Raw genomic sequence first — 18884 nt, forward strand, 5'->3', positions numbered from 1 at the left:
TTAAAACACAATTAAGTGATTTATTATTACTGAAAGCAACACCTTATTTATTTTAAAGGAAGCATTTTGATTCAGTATGAATTTTGGAGAGAGAATGAAGTTTAGCTTGTCTTGCCTCCTGTTTCTTTTAGCTGAAATCCACCACTGCATGAGCCATAAAAAATGCCCGGATCTCACCCGGGCACCGCATAGCAAATTTACAAGGATTAAAAAATAGATATGCTAGTTGACACTTTCAAAATAGTGAATCATTCCTCCTTCCGGCAGATGATATTTCTGTGTATGGGTTTCTGACTCCCTGTTTCCGCTGTTTTCTAAAAAAGAATGACTGAACAGAGCGTACGACGGCTGCTCGGCAAATTCATTTTTCAGCATCTGATGGGCTTCCACTATCGTTTTTCCATAGAGTTTTTTAAAACTTCCTATCGTATACTGTGAAAACTTTCCATAGTGAACGATGAATTTTAACGACATATCGATGGCCGTACTGAGCTCCTTGCTCAATTCTTTAATCTTTTGGTTAAAAGCATTCCGCATTTTCCAAAGCATCGTTGAAATGCTCTGATAAGAAGGTTTGTCATCATATCTGTAAAATAAAATGGCATCGCCTTCGATCTCTGAAATTTCAAAATACCGATCATTCATATCGATCAGCGTAGATAGTAGTTGTCTTACAATATATTCTCCTGTATAAAGTTTTGTATTGAACACAAATTCAGTAAACCCGCTGAAATCAGGAATAAGAATAATACCCTCATGTATATTTGTATTCTTCATAATGATTATAGTTTAAAAACCTGCTGCATCCTTATAGACGAAGCAGGTTTCATTTTACTTTACTGCCAGCCGCCGCCCACCGCTCTGTACAGAGAAGTAATGGCATTTAAGCGTTGCGCTTTCAGAGAAGCCAGATCCAGTTCTGCCTGAAGCTTATTGCTTTGCGCGATAATCACCTCTACATAGGTCGCTGAATTATATTTAAATAAAATATCAGCTTTCTTCACCGCTTCACCGGATTTCGCAGCTAATCCTTCTGCAATTTTCTGCTGTTCTTCCAGCTTCTGAATCTGTACCAGTGCATCAGAAACTTCTCCAACCGCTTTTAAAACGGACTGTTTAAAATTAATTTCAGCCTGATCTGCCAATACTTTAGACTGTTCGTATTGGGTCTTTAATTGTTTTCCGTTTAAAATAGGCTGTGCAATCATTCCTGCCGCCATTCCGAAAAGCGAACCGGGAACACTGAACCAGTGGCTTGCCTGAAAAGCATTCAGTCCGCCCTGAGCAGTAATATTCAGAGAAGGATACATACTCATTTTTGCGACATGGATCGCAGCGGCACTTTTTCTGACTTCGAGTTCAGCCGTTTTAATATCCGGTCTGTAACTTAACAGTTCTGATGGAATTCCTGCTGCAATGCGGTCCGGCGACTGTACATTATTCAAACTTGCACTTCTTTCAATTTTATCTGGCATTGAGCCTGTCAAAAGACTCAAAGCATTTTCCTGAACCGCGATGGAACTTTCAATGGCAGGAACTGTTTTTAAGATCTGATCTTTCACAATTTCCTGCTGCTGCACAGCAAGAGCGGTCGTTAAACCTAATTCCTGCTGCTTGGTTAAAAACTTCAGGGTCGTATCAGAATATTCCAGATTCGATTTTGTGATCTGCAATTGGGTATCCAGCATGAGTAAGTTGTAATATCCCTGCACCACTGAAGCGACCAGCTGGGTTTTCACTGCCTTTGCCGCTTCCTGGGTTTTAAGGTATTCTGTCAGAGCCTGCTCTTTTCTTCCTCTGATCTTCCCCCAGATATCTGCTTCCCATGAGATATTAACCGATGTGGTATAATCTTCGGTATACTTTCTCCCCATGAACTGTCCGGCCATCATTCCGTTCATACTGTTATCTGAAGGACGGCTGATACTCGCATTCGCAACCGTAGCGCTGATCGTGGGAACATTCCCCCACTTGCTCTGGTTATAAGCAAGGGAGGCGTATTCTATCTGTTTTAATGCCACAAGAAAATTATTATTCTGTGCAATGGCTTTGTCGATAAGACCTACCAACACCGGATCTTTAAAAAAGTCCCTGTAGCTGGTCTTTGCTATATTGTCCTGAGCGTCCGCAACGATGCTGTCATTTCTAAAAGCTTCAGGCATTTTCACTTCGGGCTGTTCAAATTTCTGAACTTTGCACGAAACGGCAACCCCTGAGATCAATGCGATATATGCTATATTTTTAATTGAATTCATTTTAATAATCATTTGGATTAATATTCCCAGTCGGCTTCTGTTATTACTTTTCCGCTCATTCTTTCATGTAAAGCCTGGAAGACCACAAAAAGTACCGGAACCACGAAGATTCCTAAAACAGTTCCGAAGATCATCCCGGAAACTGCTGCATATCCAATGGAATGGTTTCCTAACGCTGAAGGTCCTATGACAAACAGCAACGGAAGAAGTCCAGCAATAAATGCTAATGACGTCATCAGAATCGGACGGAGACGCGCTTTGGCTCCTTCTACCGCAGAAGCGATAAGGCTTTTCCCCGCTCTTCTTCGCTGAATGGCAAATTCTACAATCAGAATCCCGTTTTTCGCTAAGAGGCCAATCAACATCACCAAAGCAATCTGAACATAGATATTATTGGAAAGATCTGCCATGGTAATTCCTACAAATACTCCTGATAAACCTACAGGAATCGCAATCAGTACCGCAAACGGAAGTACATAACTTTCATACTGCGCCGATAAAAGAAAGAACACAAACACAATACACAATCCAAAAATCATCACCGACTGTGAACCTGCACTTACTTCTTCACGGCTCATTCCCTTGTAATCGTAGGTGTATCCCGGAGGCAGCACCTGCTTGCTCACCTCATCGATAGCTGCCATCGCCTGTCCTGTACTGAATCCCGGAGCCGGCATTACGGTTAAGTTCGAAGAGTTGAACAGGTTGAAACGGTCTACCACTTCTGCACCTGTCACTTGTTTTAAACTTACCAACGTATTGATAGGAACCATTTCTCCTGAATTATTTTTAACGAAAATACCGTTCAATGATTCTTTATCCTGTCTTGTTTCAGGAGTAGACTGAACCAATACTCTGTAATATTTTCCGAATCTGTTGAAATCCGAGGACTGAATACTTCCGTAATAACCCTGCATCACACCCAATACATCAGAAACATTAACGCCAAGCTGAGCTGCTTTCACCTCATCTACCAATACTTCATACTGAGGATAGGTTACATCAAACGTTGTAAATGCTACTGCCACTTCCGGTCTCTGCATCAAGGCTCCCATCATTCCGTAGGAGATATTTCCAAGATTCTGAAGTTCACCGTTTGTACGGTCCTGAAGCACAAGCTCCATACCGCTGGTATTTCCAAAACCATCTACCGTAGGTGTATTCAGAACAAGGAAATTTGCTCTTTTATCCTGAGAAAGTCCTCCCTGAATCTGGCCGATAATGTCATTGATATTTTTCACATTTCCTCTTTGTTCCGTCTTTTTCAGTTTAACGAAAATAGAAGCCGCCGAAGATGACATGGATCCGCTAAAAAGATTCAACCCATCTACTGAAATTACTTTGTCTACCGCTGGATTTTTCATCAGCAGATCTTCCGTATCGGAAACTACTTTGGTGGTTCTGTCTTTCGAAGCTCCCGGAGCAAGATTGGCCGTTACGATGATAAAACTCTGGTCTTCATCAGGAATAAATCCTTTAGGTGTTGTCATGGACATCCATACAAACAGTCCACCAAATCCTAAGATGATGATTGCTGCCACCCATTTTCTCTTTAATAAAAACAGGATCGCTTTTCCATAACGGAAGGTCAGTTTATTAAAACTTGCATTAAAACCGGCAAAGAATCGGTCTTTGAAATTCATTTTTTCATGCGTTCCCGGATGGTGTTGTTTTAAAAATATAGCACACAAGGCAGGACTCAATGTCAATGCATTAATCGCTGAAATCACAATCGCAATCGCCAGTGTTAATGCAAACTGCTGGTAGAATAATCCTGTAGAACCACTCATAAAGGCTACCGGAACAAATACCGCAGACATAATCAGGGTAATCGAAACAATAGCTCCCGTGATTTCACTCATCGCCGACATGGTCGCAGCCCTTGGGTTGAGCTTTTTATGTTCCATTTTAGCATGGACTGCTTCCACGACGACAATGGCGTCATCCACCACAATACCAATGGCCAGTACCAGGGCAAACAACGTCAGGATATTAATAGAAAACCCAAATAAGTTCATAAAGAAGAACGTTCCTACAATAGACACCGGAACCGCAATGGCTGGAATCAGTGTTGAACGGAAATCCTGCAGGAAGATATACACTACAATGAATACCAGGATAAATGCCTCAATCAAAGTATGAATTACCTGATCTATCGACTGGTCCAGTGCTTCTTTCGTCGCATAAGGAATTTCATAGCTCATCCCCGCCGGAAAAGATTTTTCAAGTTCTTTCATTCTGTTCTGAAGCGCGATCTGTACCTCATTGGCATTGGATCCGGCCATCTGGAAAATCGCCATCGTCACCGAAGGTTTTTTATTGAACGTAGAAGAAACCGTATAACTGTAGGCCCCAAATTCTACTTTAGCAACATCTTTTAGTTTTAAAACGGAACCGTCACTTAATGCTTTGATCGTAATATTTTCATACTGCTCAGGCTCTGTGAATTTTCCTTTGTAACGCAGAACATACTCCATGGCTTCCTTACTTCTTTCCCCGAATCTTCCCGGTGCCGCTTCAAGGTTCTGAGCCTGAATCGCCCGCGAAACATCTGAAGGGGTAAGGTTGTAAGAGGTCAGTTTATTCGGATCAAGCCATACTCTCATGGAGTAATCCTTGTTTCCGTATACCATGGCATCTCCTACTCCTTTTACCCTTTTCAATTCGGGAACGACATTGATTTTTGCGTAGTTTTCAAGGAAGAGGTCATCCATTGCACCATCCTTGCTGGTCAATGAAATTATTGCCGTCATACTGTTCTGTCTCTTCACCGTAGTAATTCCGGCCTGGATAACTTCTGCAGGAAGCTGGTTGGTCACCTGGGCTACCCGGTTTTGAACATTAATGGCCGCCTGATCCGGATCTGTTCCCAGTTTAAAGATGACGGTAATATTTAAAGTCCCGTCGTTACTCGCTGTGGACGTAATATAGTCCATATTTTCCACCCCGTTGATGGCATTTTCCAAAGGAGGTGCTACGGATCTTGCGATCGTTTCTGCATTGGCCCCCGGATACACTGCGGTTACCATTACGGTAGGCGGAGCAATATCAGGGAATTTAGTAATCGGCAGACTGATCATACCGACGATACCCAGAATGACGAGCAATACGGAGATAACCGTTGCCAGTACGGGTCTTTTTATAATGGTCTTTAACATGATTTTTTCTTACGATTTTTTCGGTTGAGCATTCTTTTTCTGAGCGACTACGGGAGTTCCCGGCTGCAGTCTGTCGAAACCTGTTACAATGTACTCGTCACCAGCTTTCAATCCTTTTGATACAATGAAATCAGTACCAGCTTTTCCAGTGACTTCTACCGGAAGCATCACAGCTTTTCCTCCTTTGATAGAGAACACGAAGATCTTATCCTGAATGGTTCTCGTAGAAGCTATCGGCAGAAGAACGACGTTGCTGTAAAACTGATCCATGACAATTTTTCCGGTATTCCCGCTTCTCAAAAGATTATCCGGGTTGTTGAATTTTGCTCTTAAAGTGATGGAACCTGTAGTTTTGTTGAACTGTCCTTCCACGGCATCTATCTTCCCGGTCTGTGCGTATTTTTCGCCTCCTGAAAGCAGAAGAGAAACTGCCGGTGTATTTTTGATGATCTCATTGATATTACTGCCTGCCTGCTGTTTCTGGAAGCTGTTGAAATCATTTTCACTCATGCTGAAATAGGTATACACCTCATGAATGTCAGATAAAAGTGTGATCGGCTCCTGATTGGAAGGCGTCATTAAACTTCCCAGACGGTAATTGAATCTTCCGATAAACCCGCTTACCGGGGCTTTGATCGTAGAAAAATTAAGATTGATCTTTGCGGATTCAATGGCAGAAACCGACTGACTTACCGCGCCTCTTGCAGCGTTGTAATTGGCTTCCGCTTCTTTCACCTGGATATCAGAAACCATTTTGTTTCTTAATAATTCCTTTTTTCTGTCGAGATCAATTTTAGAAGTGGAAAGATTGGCCTGTGCGGTGATCAGCGCTGCCTGAGCACTTTTCATCTGCTCGCGGAAGATCTGGTCTTCTATTTTGAACAGAGGCTGCCCTGCTCTTACATAATCCCCTTCATCTACGAAGATTTTGCTTAAATATCCTGTAACCTGTGGTCTGATTTCTACATTGGAAATTCCTTCCACGGAAGCTGCATATTCTCTGGAAACAGAAGCGTCTCCCTGCTTCACTTTTTCTACCGGAAGTTCAGGGGCCTGCTGTTGGTAAGCCTGGTTTTGATTATTTTTCCTGCATCCCGCCAAGACAATCAGCGAGAGGAAAAGTATAGTTGATTTTTGGATAAAAAATCTCTGCATAACAATATTCCTTTTAAATTTACCGGGCAAAATTCGCCCTAAAAAAATTCAATCGAAATATTCAAAAAACTCCTTGTTTTGTCAAAAAGACTCCTTATTTATAAAAACATGAGAAATGTCATTATTTACCTTTAATAGAATATGTAAATAACATAATTCCATTTTTCGTATCGGAAAACCGTGTTAATTTAGCAAAAAGACATCAATACTCAAACCAACAAACACACAAAGTGTTGATTATCAATACAAATCATCTTTTTTATACTCCAAAGGTGACTTACCTACATGCTTTTTAAAGAATTTGCTGAAAGACGCCTGATCGGAGAACTTCAGCTGTACGGCTACATTATTGACATTCAGGTTGGGATTCCTGAGAAGAAGTCGTGCTTCTACGGCCAGTACTTGGTGAATAATATCTCTCGGTGATTTGAACATGGTTTTATTGATCACTTTAGTCAGATACTTCCGGCTGATACAGAGCTTGTCGGCATAAAACTGTACATTATGTTCTTCTTTGAAATGTTCCCGGACCAAAGTAAAAAAACTGGTCGTCAACTCATCCTCGCGGTGTGTCACCTGATGGGGTTTCTCAATCTTTTTGAAATAGTTGTCAATCTCATAAATCACCAGTGAAAAGTGATGCCAGATCATTTCATTGAAGTAGTAATCTTCCTTTTCCGTGTTGTTAAGGCTTTTCAGTTCATCAAGGTGGAAGTTCATTCTCCGGTACAGATCAGGTTCATTTCTGATAATGTGGGTAGGATCTGATGAAAGGCTTTTCAGGACATTATTTGATTTATAATTAAACCCGGCATCAGAAATAAAATCCAGGGAAAAAAAGATGTATTTTGCTCTGTAGTCCTCTGAGATCATATCTACCCAGAATATTTCTGAAAAAGGACAGAAAATAACATCCCCTTCAGACACATCATAGCTTTTGTCATCCAGCCTGAACCGGATACTTCCCTCCTGCACCATAAAAATACAGAAATAGTCTGAGCGGTACGGCGTATTGAGCTTGATGAGATAATTCGCCTTATCAATTTCCATGACCACAAATTCTTTTACCCTGAGATCAAACTCTACGTCCCTAAGAAGTTCTTCAAAGGTAAACAGGGAGACAAATTCTGAGGGGTCTACGGTGGACTTTTTCGCCATGAAGGATGGATTAGACTACGAAATTAGGGTATTTGAGTGAAAGGGGCAAAACCTGGATGATTAGCGGGTAGAGAAAACGTTTCGATTTCTACAATTCAATAATCAGCTCTTTTTCAAAACCATTATATTTTTCATCGATATAGCCATGTGGGTTACAGATCACCTCGGTTTTCCCAATAGTGTATCTGCAGGGCGTATGGATGTGCCCGTGAATCCAGTAGAGCGGCTGATATTCTGTAATAAAATCTTCCAGATTGGAGGCATAAGCGGAAGTCACAGGATCTTCTTTGTATTGTTGCGGAACAGACTGAATGCTGGGTGCGTGGTGGGTAACGACAATATTTTGTAAGCCCACAGAATTCTCCAGACTTTCTTTTAACCATAGCTTTGAAAACTGATGAATTTTAAATGTATCAATAGTCCTCATCTTTGAATAGGAAGGATCCCGTCTGATCTTTTTATAATCATTCATTATCGGCTGGCAGACCATTCCGTGATACAAAGGATCTCCGAAAATAGAAAAATCCGTCCACAGTGTTGCTCCGTGAAAACGAACACCATCAATATCCACGGATTCATTTTCAAGAACAAATACATTTGAATCTATCCCAGCATGCTTGATTTTATCGAGTGTTTTTGGGTAAGACCCTTTATAATATTCATGGTTTCCCAGAACATAGATGACAGGTTTATCTTTTATTTTTGATTTGATCCATTCAATACCTTTGGTCCCAAGATTAATATCTCCGGGCAATACGACGACATCCGCATGATCAAAACATAAATCAGTCGATCCGAATTCCTGATGAAGGTCGCTGATGATTTGTATTTTCATTTTGCTAAAATAAAAAGAACCGGCACAATAATGCCGATCCTTTTTCATATAGTTTGTATATTTTAATCCACTTACGAAACCGCAATTTCCGTTTCTCTGATTTTTAAACTTTTAAAGATGAAATACAAGAGCATTCCCAGAGCCAATAAAGCATAACCTGCCAGAATAATTAAACTCAAATCTCCAACTGCATATTTTGACGGAAAGATCTGACTCATCAAAGTCATGAACGAAAGTCCGATACCCGCTCCCAGAAAGTAACTGGTAGAACTCAAGCTTGATGCCACCCCGTAATGAGAAGGTTCTACATCCTGAATTCCCATCACCGAAAGTGCCGTAAAACAGAAGGTCATTCCGATTCCTGAAATACACGCAGCTCCCAGTAAAACAACGGCCAGCGGATGTCCTGTATATACCGCAATCAGTAAGGATAAAGCTCCGGCCAACATAAAACTCCAACCGAATACACCCATCTGGGAAGAACTCAATCTTTTAGAAACAGAAGGCAGTATAAATTTCGCAGCTAATGCAGACATAATACTGAACGGCACCAGCATCAGTCCAGCCGAAGCCGCACTGTGTCCCATATCTTTCTGAAGCATTAATGAAATAAGAAACAAAAATCCTATGAAAAACGCTCCTAGTGTGAGGAAAACCACATTAGAAATCACTAAAGACCGGTGCTTAAATATTTTCAGATCAATCAGTGGCTGGGCTACAGACTTCAATCGGATAAATACAGCAACTAAAAGCAGAACAGCAAGTACCAGAGAACCGATAATCATTATGGGATTCTCTTTGATATGGATCAATTCATGCGTTCCGTAAGTAAGGCTTAATAGTCCGAAAACCAGCAGCATTCCTGAAACGAAATCTGTTTTTTGTCCGGCTTCGCTTTTTTCATCCGCAGGCAGGTATTGATAAGCAAAGATCAGCGTCAGTAAAAGAATAGGAACATTGATCAGGAAAACCCAGTGCCAACTCAGATACGTACTGATAATTCCTCCCACAGAAAGTCCGCTTCCGGAACCGATCGCAGCAAACGAACTGAAAACCCCGATCGCTCGGTTACGTTCCTGTTCTCCTCTGAAGGTATTCGTCACAATAGATAAAGCGGAAGGCATGATCAAGGCTGCTCCCAATCCCTGAAGGGCACGGAATATGGCTAAAGCTTCAAAGCTCTGCGAAAGTCCGGCTCCCAAAGAAGTCAGCATAAAAATCAGGCCTCCGATAAGAAATACTTTTTTACGTCCGATCTGATCGGAAAGCTTTCCACCAATGATCAGAAAACCTCCAAAAAACAATACATACAGGGTTTGCAACCATTGTACTGTTTCCGCTCCAATATTGAACTGCTCCTGAATAGAAGGAATGGTTAAATTAATAATGGCAATATCCAAAGCCTCTACAAATGTTCCCACCGATGCTAAAATTAATATTAAATTTTTCCTTGTACTCATAGATTCAAATTTCCTGCAAAATTAATTTTAAAAGAACATATGTCAAAATTATATGTTAAATTTGGAACGTATTGTTAATTTAATCAATTCAAAAAGAACAAATACACTATAACCATTCATAACAAGCTTAAAAACAGAACAAATGACCGCAGAACAATATACTCCCGACGAAAAAGACCTTTCCATCCTGCGTTTGCTACAGAAAGACGCTAAAATGAGTGTCCGTGATATTTCCGCCAGGATCAATTTAAGCCCCACACCTACCCACGAACGGATTAAACGGATGGAAAAGCTCGGAATCATCAAAGAATACACCGCCGTAGTTGACCGTAAAAAAGTAAATAAAGGCATGATGGTGATCTGCATGATTGCTTTAAATGTTCACAATAAAAAAACAGCCGGAAAATTCATTGAAGAAGTAGGTAAGCTGAAAGAAGTGGTAGAATTTTACAACATCAGCGGGGATTTTGATTTTATGCTTAAGATCCTTGCTCCGAATATGGATGACTTCCATGAATTTTTTGTCAATAAGCTTTCTGAAATTGAGGGCATCGGACAGACGAAGAGTATTTTTGTGATGAATAGTATTAAGGAAAGTGTGCAGATTTTGTAGAGGTTTCGATGATGGAAGTGGGAAGATGGGAGATGGAAGTTACTTTCAGCCTGTGAATTGATTCAGATCTTTTGCATGTAAAATATTTAACTCAATCTGAATGCTGGGCTAACTTACGTTTTCTACCCTTGGCAAGGTTTTAAACCTTGCCAAGGGTTCAAGCTCCAAGATCATTATCAAGACCTGAGTGCCTTAGCCCAATTAATAAGCTTTAAATATTCAATAAAAACGGGAATGATTACCCTTTCTCCTTCCAGTAACTTCCATCTCCCATCTTCCCGCTCCCTATCTTTTAAGAATCTTTTAATACTTAAAATTCTTTGTTCTATTCAGTAATTGCTAAATTGAAGATCCATTTAAAATCACCGAATATGCCCTGGAATCCTGACGTTTACAATCAATTTAAAGATATCCGTTTTAAACCGTTTTACGATCTTGCCGAACTGATCACCAATGAGAATGACATGAAAGCAGTAGACCTGGGCTGCGGAACGGGTGGACAAACATCCATACTTACGGACAAACTGACTCATGCCACCTTTACAGGAATTGATTCATCTCCTGAAATGCTGGAAAAATCTAAAGCGCTGGAAAATGAACGCCTCCACTTCAGGATCGCAACAACAGAAGACATGTTAGAAGCTGATGAAAACTGGGATCTTATCTTCAGCAATGCGGCTCTGCAATGGTCTGACAATCATCAGGAGCTTTTCCCAAAACTGATTTCCAAACTGAATACTGGCGGTCAGCTCGCTGTACAGATGCCTTACCAACCGGGAAACACCCTGAATATTATTCTTTCCGAACTGGCGACTGGGGAGCCTTTCCGTGCACAACTCAATGGCTGGAACCGCCCGTCTGCCGTGCTTACCATCGATGAATATGCGCAGATTTTGTTTGAGAACGGTATTAAAGATCTGAATTTATCACAAAAGGTATATCCTATCATCGCGGAAGATCACGAAACTTTATTCAAATTTATCTCCGGATCAGCTTTGATTCCTTATCTGGAAAGACTTGACGAGGAACAACAAACCATCTTTACGACAGAATTTAAAAAGCGTATTGAGAAGAGTTTCCCAAAACTTCCTGCTATTTATGCTTTTAAGAGAATCCTTCTGTATGGAAGAAAAAAATAAAAAAAGCCCTGCGTATAATTCATGCAGGGCTTTTTTGAACAGTTTGACACTGTAATTATTTCCAGTAATTCCAAACGGTTCCGTCAAAGACAGCGAAAGTTTTACTGGCTGTATCATAACAGATCATTCCGGGATACGGATTTTTCACGTTGAGATGAGGCACCGATATTTTAGGAAGAATCATCGCTTTATCCGGTGATTCCAGGACGAGTACTCCATCTGCGCTGCCAACCTGAGTGCCGATCACCACTCCATTACCGGTTTCATCCGAAGTATTAACGATAACTGCAGATGAATTCCCCGTATCACTTAGAGGTTTCCAGATATCATTTTCGTACACCTTTATTTTATCGTCGGATTTATCGAAAATAAAAGTTCCGTTTGCCGGACTAGCCGTTGGAAGTCCCTGTGTAGCGGGAAGAATAATACCTTTTGTATTGGTCGGGGTATTATTGAAATCCAATACTGTACTGTTGCCATCAACAGTTTCTTTTTCTATAGCTACCTGGGCGTAAAAAGTATTAAAAACTACTAATAACAGGGCTATACTTATGTTTTTTATAGGTTTCATATTATTGACAGATTAAGTTAATCATTACAGCTTCTTTCGATGCATTTCCATTGGGTTCCATTGTATAGCTTGACACAATGGTCCTGAATATCGTACACCAGCATTCCCTCTTTCGGCTCTGCAACGGCATCTCCCAACTGAGGCGTCTGGCTTACATGCTGTACCCGGGTAATAACGAAACCTTTCGTTTTTGATTCCAATGCGAGAAAACCATTTGGAACATTTTCCGGCCAACTGGTCGTTTTCTGTTGTACGGTAATTCCCATTTTGGTAAAACCGTCCGGCGTTCCCAAAGTTCCAGGTTTGGTACAGTAATCGTCTAACTCATGAACAATCTCATCCGCGAAACCGCAGGCGAACTTATCTTCAGGAAGTCCGTCAGGCCATAAGGTCGGACATGAGGCTTTGGTAGCATTAGGTCCACAGAAGCTGGCGTTTCCTGGCAGCAATCCTGTTACGGTATCCATGGCGATGGCTACAATCTGACTATCATTACTGAATATGGAAGTTCCTCCTCCACTCACCTGTGCTTTTGCAATACAGTAGGCTTTTCCCAAAGGAGCTCCCACATAATTCACAAAGGGATAGGTGGTAGACTGCTGGCTGAATGTTCCGCATATTTCCACAACACTGTAGGTTCCCATATCAATCGTAGACATGGATCCCGGAAATGTTCCCAAAAATGTAGGATCACCCTGGGATACCGATCCCGTAAGCGAAAGGTAAGCTTTTGTTCCCAGCTTTATTTTTGAGTTCTTCTGGCTTCCGAAAACCCCTATCAGGATCGAGCCTTCTGACTTTACACTTCCTGCATCACCAATTTCCAAACTACCATTCACGGTAATCCCTTTTACGATAAGCGAAGCTCCCGGCTGGATGATCAGAAGTGCATCCTCAGGAATCATGATATCGTTAACTAAAGTAAGGCTCCCGGTAAGACAATAGGTCTGTCCAGGATTCATGGCCTGGCCGGTATAAGCTGTACATTGTGCTCCCACAATGCCGTAAAAAAGAGCCATTAACAAGAAAATGAATTTCTCATTAATGGCACTAAAATTTAAATTATCCATATGATTTTATAATAAATTAGTATTTTTTACATAATATAAAGAGGGAAAAATGAAATTCTACATCACAAGATTTGTGAACAAGATGCATACCAAAGTCCGATTTAAGCCCCCTATCTGCTCTGTTATTTTTTGAATTAAACAGATCTATTTGGCGGCATAGAAGGCACTTAAATGGTAGTGAAAAAAAATGATTTTATTTTTGAAAACAAAATTCTTTTCTCGTAAAAATGATTATAAATCTTATTTACTTCTTTCTTATTAAACACAAAAAAAGATGCACCCTTATGATGCATCTTTGGAAATTATATACGTATTATTTTTTCCAGATTTCAAAACAGACTAATGAATTGAACCAGGTGTTATATAATTAGGAATTCTCTTTAAAGTATCTCTAAGAAGCGTATCCGAACCTCTTATTTCAAAACTCTTGTCGTTTAGAGAATAGAGATAGTTCTTATAATCTTTTTTCTGATGTTTGTAATAGTCGTTGACTGTTGAAGGATTCTCTTTATAAATAACACGGATCAGACTGTCTATTTTAGTTCCGGACGCCGCCTTTTTGGCCACCAAACGCCAATCGTTTTCATTTAATTCTGCATTAGGAAAGGGATTCAGGTTTACGGAAGAGGGCTCCACCACAGTTTCTGAATTTTTATTTTCTGTACCTACAGTATCGGCATTGTTATTCTCAACAGTTACAACATTCTCTTCCATCGGGTACCCTATCATCTTTCCACCGTCAAAAAACATAATATAAGCTACTGCTGAAACTGCCAACAACAGAAGAAGGCTCCAGAACGCAATTTTATACCCGTTCAGTTTAGATCCTCTATTCTCTCTGCTTTCTCCTCTGCCGAAATCCTCCAGGCTATTTCCCAAAGGTGGTTTTACACTTCTCTGGCCTGATGAAGATCCCATTGCACTGAGCGCTCCGATATCTCTGTTAAGCCGGATCTTATCTGCAAATTTTTTCCTGTTTTCCAGATGCTGCTTTTTAATATTCTCAACCTTCCCGTCGGATTTTAAAGTACTGATCAGCTCAGTAATTTTCCCACTGTATTGATCAAATTCCGTATTGATTGCCGTGATTCCTTCTTTAGACTCCCGGATATTTTTTTCGTTTTCCTGATGTCGCTTTTCATTTTGGGCAATCTGCCTTTCAAGATGGTCAAGGAGTTGTTTCCGGTCTTCCTTTAAAGTTTCTTTTTCTAATTCCAGATCCCGGATGTAGCAGGTAAGTGCTTTTGATTTTTCTTCATGACATCTTTGAATCTCCCGTTCAAAACCATTCAGGTCCACAATTTTAAAAATCCCTTTCTGTTTTACAAATTCAGCGACTTCATGGCTCTCAGTAAAATAAATCATCTCATATGAATTCAGCAGATCAGTGGCCTTGCTGAAAAGCTGCTGGAGCTGAGACGGATGAGTCTCACTGTAAACCATCAGATAATTATTACTTATCTGAGCTGGGCTTAAATCTCCCAACTCCCTTATATTTAAGCTGATCTTATCATAATCCTTCGGCAGATCTACGGAAAATTTATCAGAATGATTAGTGACAATGACACCTTCTGACACATTGTGCGCTTCCAGATGTTGGTGAAATTCATCCAAGACACTAATGATCAGACTTTCGGAAGCTATTTTATCGACAAAAATAAGACTTGACCCTATAAATGTGCCGCCCCGCTGTGAATTCTGCTCCTTTGCAAAAGTATATACTGCGTAAGAGATGAGGGATGATGAACCTGCCGCTTCCTTACGTATTCCGTAGATTTTAGTCCCCGGAAAAAGCTTTATGGCATCTGTTTTTAAATCAAATGTTTTGATATGCCTCACCACATCTGCATTTCCCCCTAAAAAATAAGACTGACGGAAGCCATTCGGATTTCCAAAAGTTCCGAATGCTGAAAAAAAGTAAGTCGTACTCATCAGCTTGTAAAACTAAATTTTAAACGTTCCCAAAATGTCCCCTCATAATCCAGATCATATCCTGTGATGCTTCTGTAAAGCCATTTAGACAAAACTTCCGCCGTAGAAAGATTAAGCAGATTCACCCTTTCCTGTCCTACTGCGTTCTGAACGCTTCCGATGGTATAATAGGATTTGCTCAATCCATAAGTATTGATTCTTTGTGCAGTCATCGGCAGACGTTCTGAAATAAAACCTTCCAGCTCTTCGGCACTTTCCACATCCATCCTGCCGGATTTATCCCATTTGGAAATCACAAGGACGGCATTAACGGATTTCATGTTTTTCCCTTTTCTTTCCAGTTCATCTAAAAATTCATTGATCACACTGTCTTCTTTATGAGCAGATTCGTAGCTGGTGACAATAATAAATGTGATCGGTACATTCGCATTAAGAAAGGATTCTATACTGCTGTGATAGCTGCCTCCCCTTCTGATTTCATTATGGTTTTCTCCTGAAGTCTCAAGGAAGGTAAGATCTATCGGAACTACCTTTTTAGATTTGTTATTCGGCTCAAAAACCAAATCAAGACGGGTCACCTGGTCTCTCGTCGACCTGCCCGGCAAAATTCCTTGCCTGATATTTTCAAAAAAATCAGACAACAGAACATTGGCTTCTTTCGTATTGGGTGTTCCAAGTTTAGGTCTAAGCACGCCTGCATGAGATTTCAGATAATAAAGCATAGAAGAGAGAATCACAGATTTCCCTGATTCGGAGGTTCCAAAGAAAAAGACAAAATTGCTTTCTTTATTCTTGATATCGTTTGAAATGGTTCTGGCGATAGGAACAAAATCTTCCTGAATGCTCTGATCATGATCAAACGAAAGAGGTTTCAGCATTTCTTCGGCTTCCTGATCAAAGGATAAGGGTTTAAATTTTTCGTTAAAATTTTCCATGGCTTAGTTATTAGGAATTAAAGTATTGCCGCTTCTTTTGTTATTGAAAACACTGCCTCTGTTGTTTCTGTTGTTATCCGGTCCCGTTACCAGTAAAATAATAATCACGATGACAAAATCCAATAAAATACATCCTGCCAGCACCACAAACTGATACATTCCAAAGTGTTTGATGGCATGCTCAAAAGCAAAACCAATCTTTCCCACTTCCTGGGTTTGTGAAACGATAGGCTCAAAATGGATTTTTTCATTTCCTAAAACATTCTGAGCCCTGCTTCCCAATTTATTATATTCGGCAAGAGACTCATCAATCACCCCTTGTGAAAGGTCATCTTTTTCTTTTTTGGACAACAAGAGAAGGTTCTGAATATTTTTATTCCATTTTAGGGCTGCGTTATTAAGATCTGTTTTCAAAGCTCTTTCTTCCGGAGAGAGGTCCGAGATCATATTATCAATCTGATGGCCCATTCTTTCGGAGAGATCTTCGTAGTCACTTCCTACCGGTGTCAGAAGATCCACTTTCTGGCCGGTCAGCTTTTCAATATCCCTGATAAGCGATTGCGCACGGGTTCCGATTCCTTTATTTCCGGGATCTTTGATCTGCTCCATGAGTTGCTTTTTCTTGATCTCAATATTCTGAGTCGTTATTTTATTGTATTTATAGCTCAGCTTTGATTCCACATCATTTTCCAATGCCATAAAACTTTTATTGATTTCCCTGAGTTCATCGGTATAAATATCTGTCTTCATGAATCTGGTGTACAATGCATTAAAGTTGGCGATGAAACAAAAAGAGGCAATAAATACATAGATTCCCACCAGACTTCCTGTAGGTTTTCCTTCCAGTTTGGCATTTCTGAGCATCCAGCACAGAAACAAGAGCAAAAGAGATAATACCAGAGCGATCACAAATGATGCGGGGCCAAAGATCTGCTGAAGCCCGAGCCAGGTCTGATAAAAGCTTACACTGATCAGCAATAAAGCAAGAATCCCTAAAAAGAGGTCTGCCGGAGTCGTTTTTTTATTCATAATGTTTGATTATTGTTTTCGTTTTATAATGCCCGAAACTACAAACAACCATAAGAGAAAAATTACGGGAAGCCGTAAACACTTCTTTTTCTTATGGGAAATAAAAAATAATTTCAAAAACCTGGAATAACAAAAAAAAGCTGTATTAAAAAGGTGCTCCTGATATTTAGATTTTACAAATAAAAGTTATAGAAATTACAAATAATACAAACTATTCCTTTTATCACTGAATTTTAATCATTAAAAACGTAATTTAAATTCACATTGAAGTGATTAATATAGTTTATGGTTATAATATTTCATACATTAGTGATAACTAAAAACCACCAAAATTCAAAATTTATGAAAACATCACTATTATCCATGAAAAATGGTCTGACCGCTGCTATGCTGCTTTTAACAGGAATGGCAAGCGCACAACAATGGCAAATTACCGGAAACGGGGGAATCACTCCAGCCAATTATGCCGGTACCGTAGATCCAAGGGCATTTTTTCTCAGAACCAATGGAGCTTCTACCAATCCGGGGCAGGCTATTCTCAACGAGGCTGGTTCATTCATCGTTGATGCAGTTAATAACTCCAATGTGGCGAAAGTAAAAGGAAGCATCATTGCGGGATCATCCAATATTCTTGGAGCACAAGCCGGAAGTTCCATAGTAAGCGGCTGGGGAAATGATCTCAGTAATGGCGGAGGTGCCAACATCGTGAGCGGACAGGACAATATTGTTCAAAATAATTCCAGCAAATCTGTAGCTCTGGGGTGGAAAAACATCATCAGAAATCATAACCAATTTGCTTTAGGTGTAGGTATCGACCTTAAAGATGTGTATTCCGGAGGATTCGGAATTGATCTTGCGGCTACGGGGAACCGTTCTTTTGTGATCGGATCCGGAACCGGAGGCGTAAAACTGACGAATAATATTCCATTGTCGATCATGTTTGGTTTATCTCCTACAGCCACTATGCTGATCAAGGATAAAAGCGTAGGTATTCTCACGCTGGCTCCTACAGCTAATTTTCATACGGTAGGAACGGTGAGACATGAGAATCTGCCAACAGGAAGCGGAAATGCTCTGGTTGTAGATGCCAGTGGAAATGTAATGGTTTCCAATACCCCGCTTAATAAAACAGCGTCTTCCGACGAAACCATCATGCAGCTGGAAGACCGCATCAAAAATCTTGAAAACACGGTAGAAGAGCTGAAACAGTTGTTACTGAATAAGAACGGTTTATCATCAGACCTTTCATCATCAGACGCAGCTAAGCTTTCTCAAAATGTTCCCAATCCCACCAAAAACGGAACAAGCATCAGTTATTATCTTCCCGATCATGCAAAAACAGCTTCCATTGAAGTTTACAATACCTCCGGTCAGCTGGTGAAATCTCTTCCTCTTCGCGAAAGAGGAAATGCTAAAGTTACACTTTCAGGTTCCGACCTGCCATCCGGTACCTACGTTTATAAAATGACGACAGACGGAAAAGTAACGGGCTCTAAAAAAATGGTTATCCGGGATTAGATTCTTGATATATTATTTTCAAAAATGCAGTCGATGAGATTTTATATTTCATCGAC

General features: G+C 40.3%; 15 protein-coding genes. 3 read left to right on the forward strand and 12 right to left on the reverse strand.

Features of this window, described 5'->3' with window-relative positions; genetic code table 11:
- Nucleotides 1-222 precede the first annotated feature (222 nt).
- The 7 genes from BM143_RS02965 to BM143_RS02995 form a co-directional block, all read right to left on the reverse strand.
- Nucleotides 223-777, reverse strand: coding sequence for a DUF2652 domain-containing protein (locus tag BM143_RS02965; protein ID WP_090022821.1), 555 nt, complete (start codon nt 775-777; stop codon nt 223-225).
- Nucleotides 778-836: 59 nt separating this feature from the next.
- Complete coding sequence (locus BM143_RS02970; RefSeq protein ID WP_090023872.1) at nt 837-2255, reverse strand: efflux transporter outer membrane subunit; 1419 nt, start codon at nt 2253-2255, stop codon at nt 837-839.
- A gap of 17 nt (nt 2256-2272) precedes the next feature.
- Nucleotides 2273-5413, reverse strand: a complete 3141-nt coding sequence (locus BM143_RS02975; RefSeq protein WP_090022823.1) for an efflux RND transporter permease subunit — start codon at nt 5411-5413, stop codon at nt 2273-2275.
- Nucleotides 5414-5422: 9 nt separating this feature from the next.
- Nucleotides 5423-6568, reverse strand: coding sequence for an efflux RND transporter periplasmic adaptor subunit (locus BM143_RS02980; protein ID WP_090022825.1), 1146 nt, complete (start codon nt 6566-6568; stop codon nt 5423-5425).
- Between the two features lie 240 nt (nt 6569-6808).
- On the reverse strand, nt 6809-7726 hold the full coding sequence (locus BM143_RS02985) for a helix-turn-helix domain-containing protein (RefSeq protein WP_090022828.1): 918 nt from the start codon (nt 7724-7726) through the stop codon (nt 6809-6811).
- Between the two features lie 88 nt (nt 7727-7814).
- The gene (locus tag BM143_RS02990; RefSeq protein ID WP_090022830.1) at nt 7815-8561 is read right to left on the reverse strand and encodes a metallophosphoesterase; all 747 of its coding nucleotides are present in this window, start codon (nt 8559-8561) and stop codon (nt 7815-7817) included.
- A 71-nt stretch (nt 8562-8632) separates the two neighbouring features.
- Nucleotides 8633-10021: an MFS transporter gene (locus BM143_RS02995; protein ID WP_090022833.1), complete on the reverse strand. Its 1389-nt coding sequence runs from the start codon at nt 10019-10021 to the stop codon at nt 8633-8635.
- Between the two features lie 142 nt (nt 10022-10163).
- Here BM143_RS02995 and BM143_RS03000 point away from each other — a divergent pair, with 142 nt between their 5' ends.
- Nucleotides 10164-10634 carry an Lrp/AsnC family transcriptional regulator gene (locus tag BM143_RS03000; protein WP_090022835.1) on the forward strand — a complete coding sequence of 157 codons (471 nt, stop codon included), beginning with the start codon at nt 10164-10166 and terminating at the stop codon, nt 10632-10634.
- A gap of 371 nt (nt 10635-11005) precedes the next feature.
- Entirely contained in the window at nt 11006-11773 is a 768-nt protein-coding gene (locus BM143_RS03005; protein WP_090022836.1) for a methyltransferase domain-containing protein, read from the forward strand.
- A 55-nt stretch (nt 11774-11828) separates the two neighbouring features.
- Here BM143_RS03005 and BM143_RS03010 read toward each other — a convergent pair whose 3' ends face one another.
- From BM143_RS03010 to BM143_RS03030, 5 genes are all read right to left on the reverse strand, one after another.
- Nucleotides 11829-12344, reverse strand: a complete 516-nt coding sequence (locus BM143_RS03010; RefSeq protein WP_090022838.1) for a hypothetical protein — start codon at nt 12342-12344, stop codon at nt 11829-11831.
- 17 nt (nt 12345-12361) lie between these two features.
- Nucleotides 12362-13414: a hypothetical protein gene (locus BM143_RS03015; protein WP_090022840.1), complete on the reverse strand. Its 1053-nt coding sequence runs from the start codon at nt 13412-13414 to the stop codon at nt 12362-12364.
- 339 nt (nt 13415-13753) lie between these two features.
- A complete protein-coding gene (locus BM143_RS03020; RefSeq protein ID WP_090022842.1) occupies nt 13754-15346 on the reverse strand; it encodes a hypothetical protein in 1593 nt (530 codons plus the stop codon).
- Nucleotides 15346-16281, reverse strand: coding sequence for a hypothetical protein (locus tag BM143_RS03025; protein ID WP_090022845.1), 936 nt, complete (start codon nt 16279-16281; stop codon nt 15346-15348). The genes BM143_RS03020 and BM143_RS03025 overlap by 1 nt, the downstream gene beginning before the upstream one ends.
- 3 nt (nt 16282-16284) lie before the next feature.
- Entirely contained in the window at nt 16285-17310 is a 1026-nt protein-coding gene (locus tag BM143_RS03030; RefSeq protein ID WP_090022847.1) for a hypothetical protein, read from the reverse strand.
- Between the two features lie 342 nt (nt 17311-17652).
- Here BM143_RS03030 and BM143_RS03035 point away from each other — a divergent pair, with 342 nt between their 5' ends.
- Nucleotides 17653-18828, forward strand: coding sequence for a T9SS type A sorting domain-containing protein (locus BM143_RS03035; protein ID WP_167375232.1), 1176 nt, complete (start codon nt 17653-17655; stop codon nt 18826-18828).
- Nucleotides 18829-18884: the final 56 nt, after the last annotated feature.

It is taken from the genome of Chryseobacterium oleae, assembly GCF_900115055.1.
GTDB lineage: Bacteria > Bacteroidota > Bacteroidia > Flavobacteriales > Weeksellaceae > Chryseobacterium > Chryseobacterium oleae.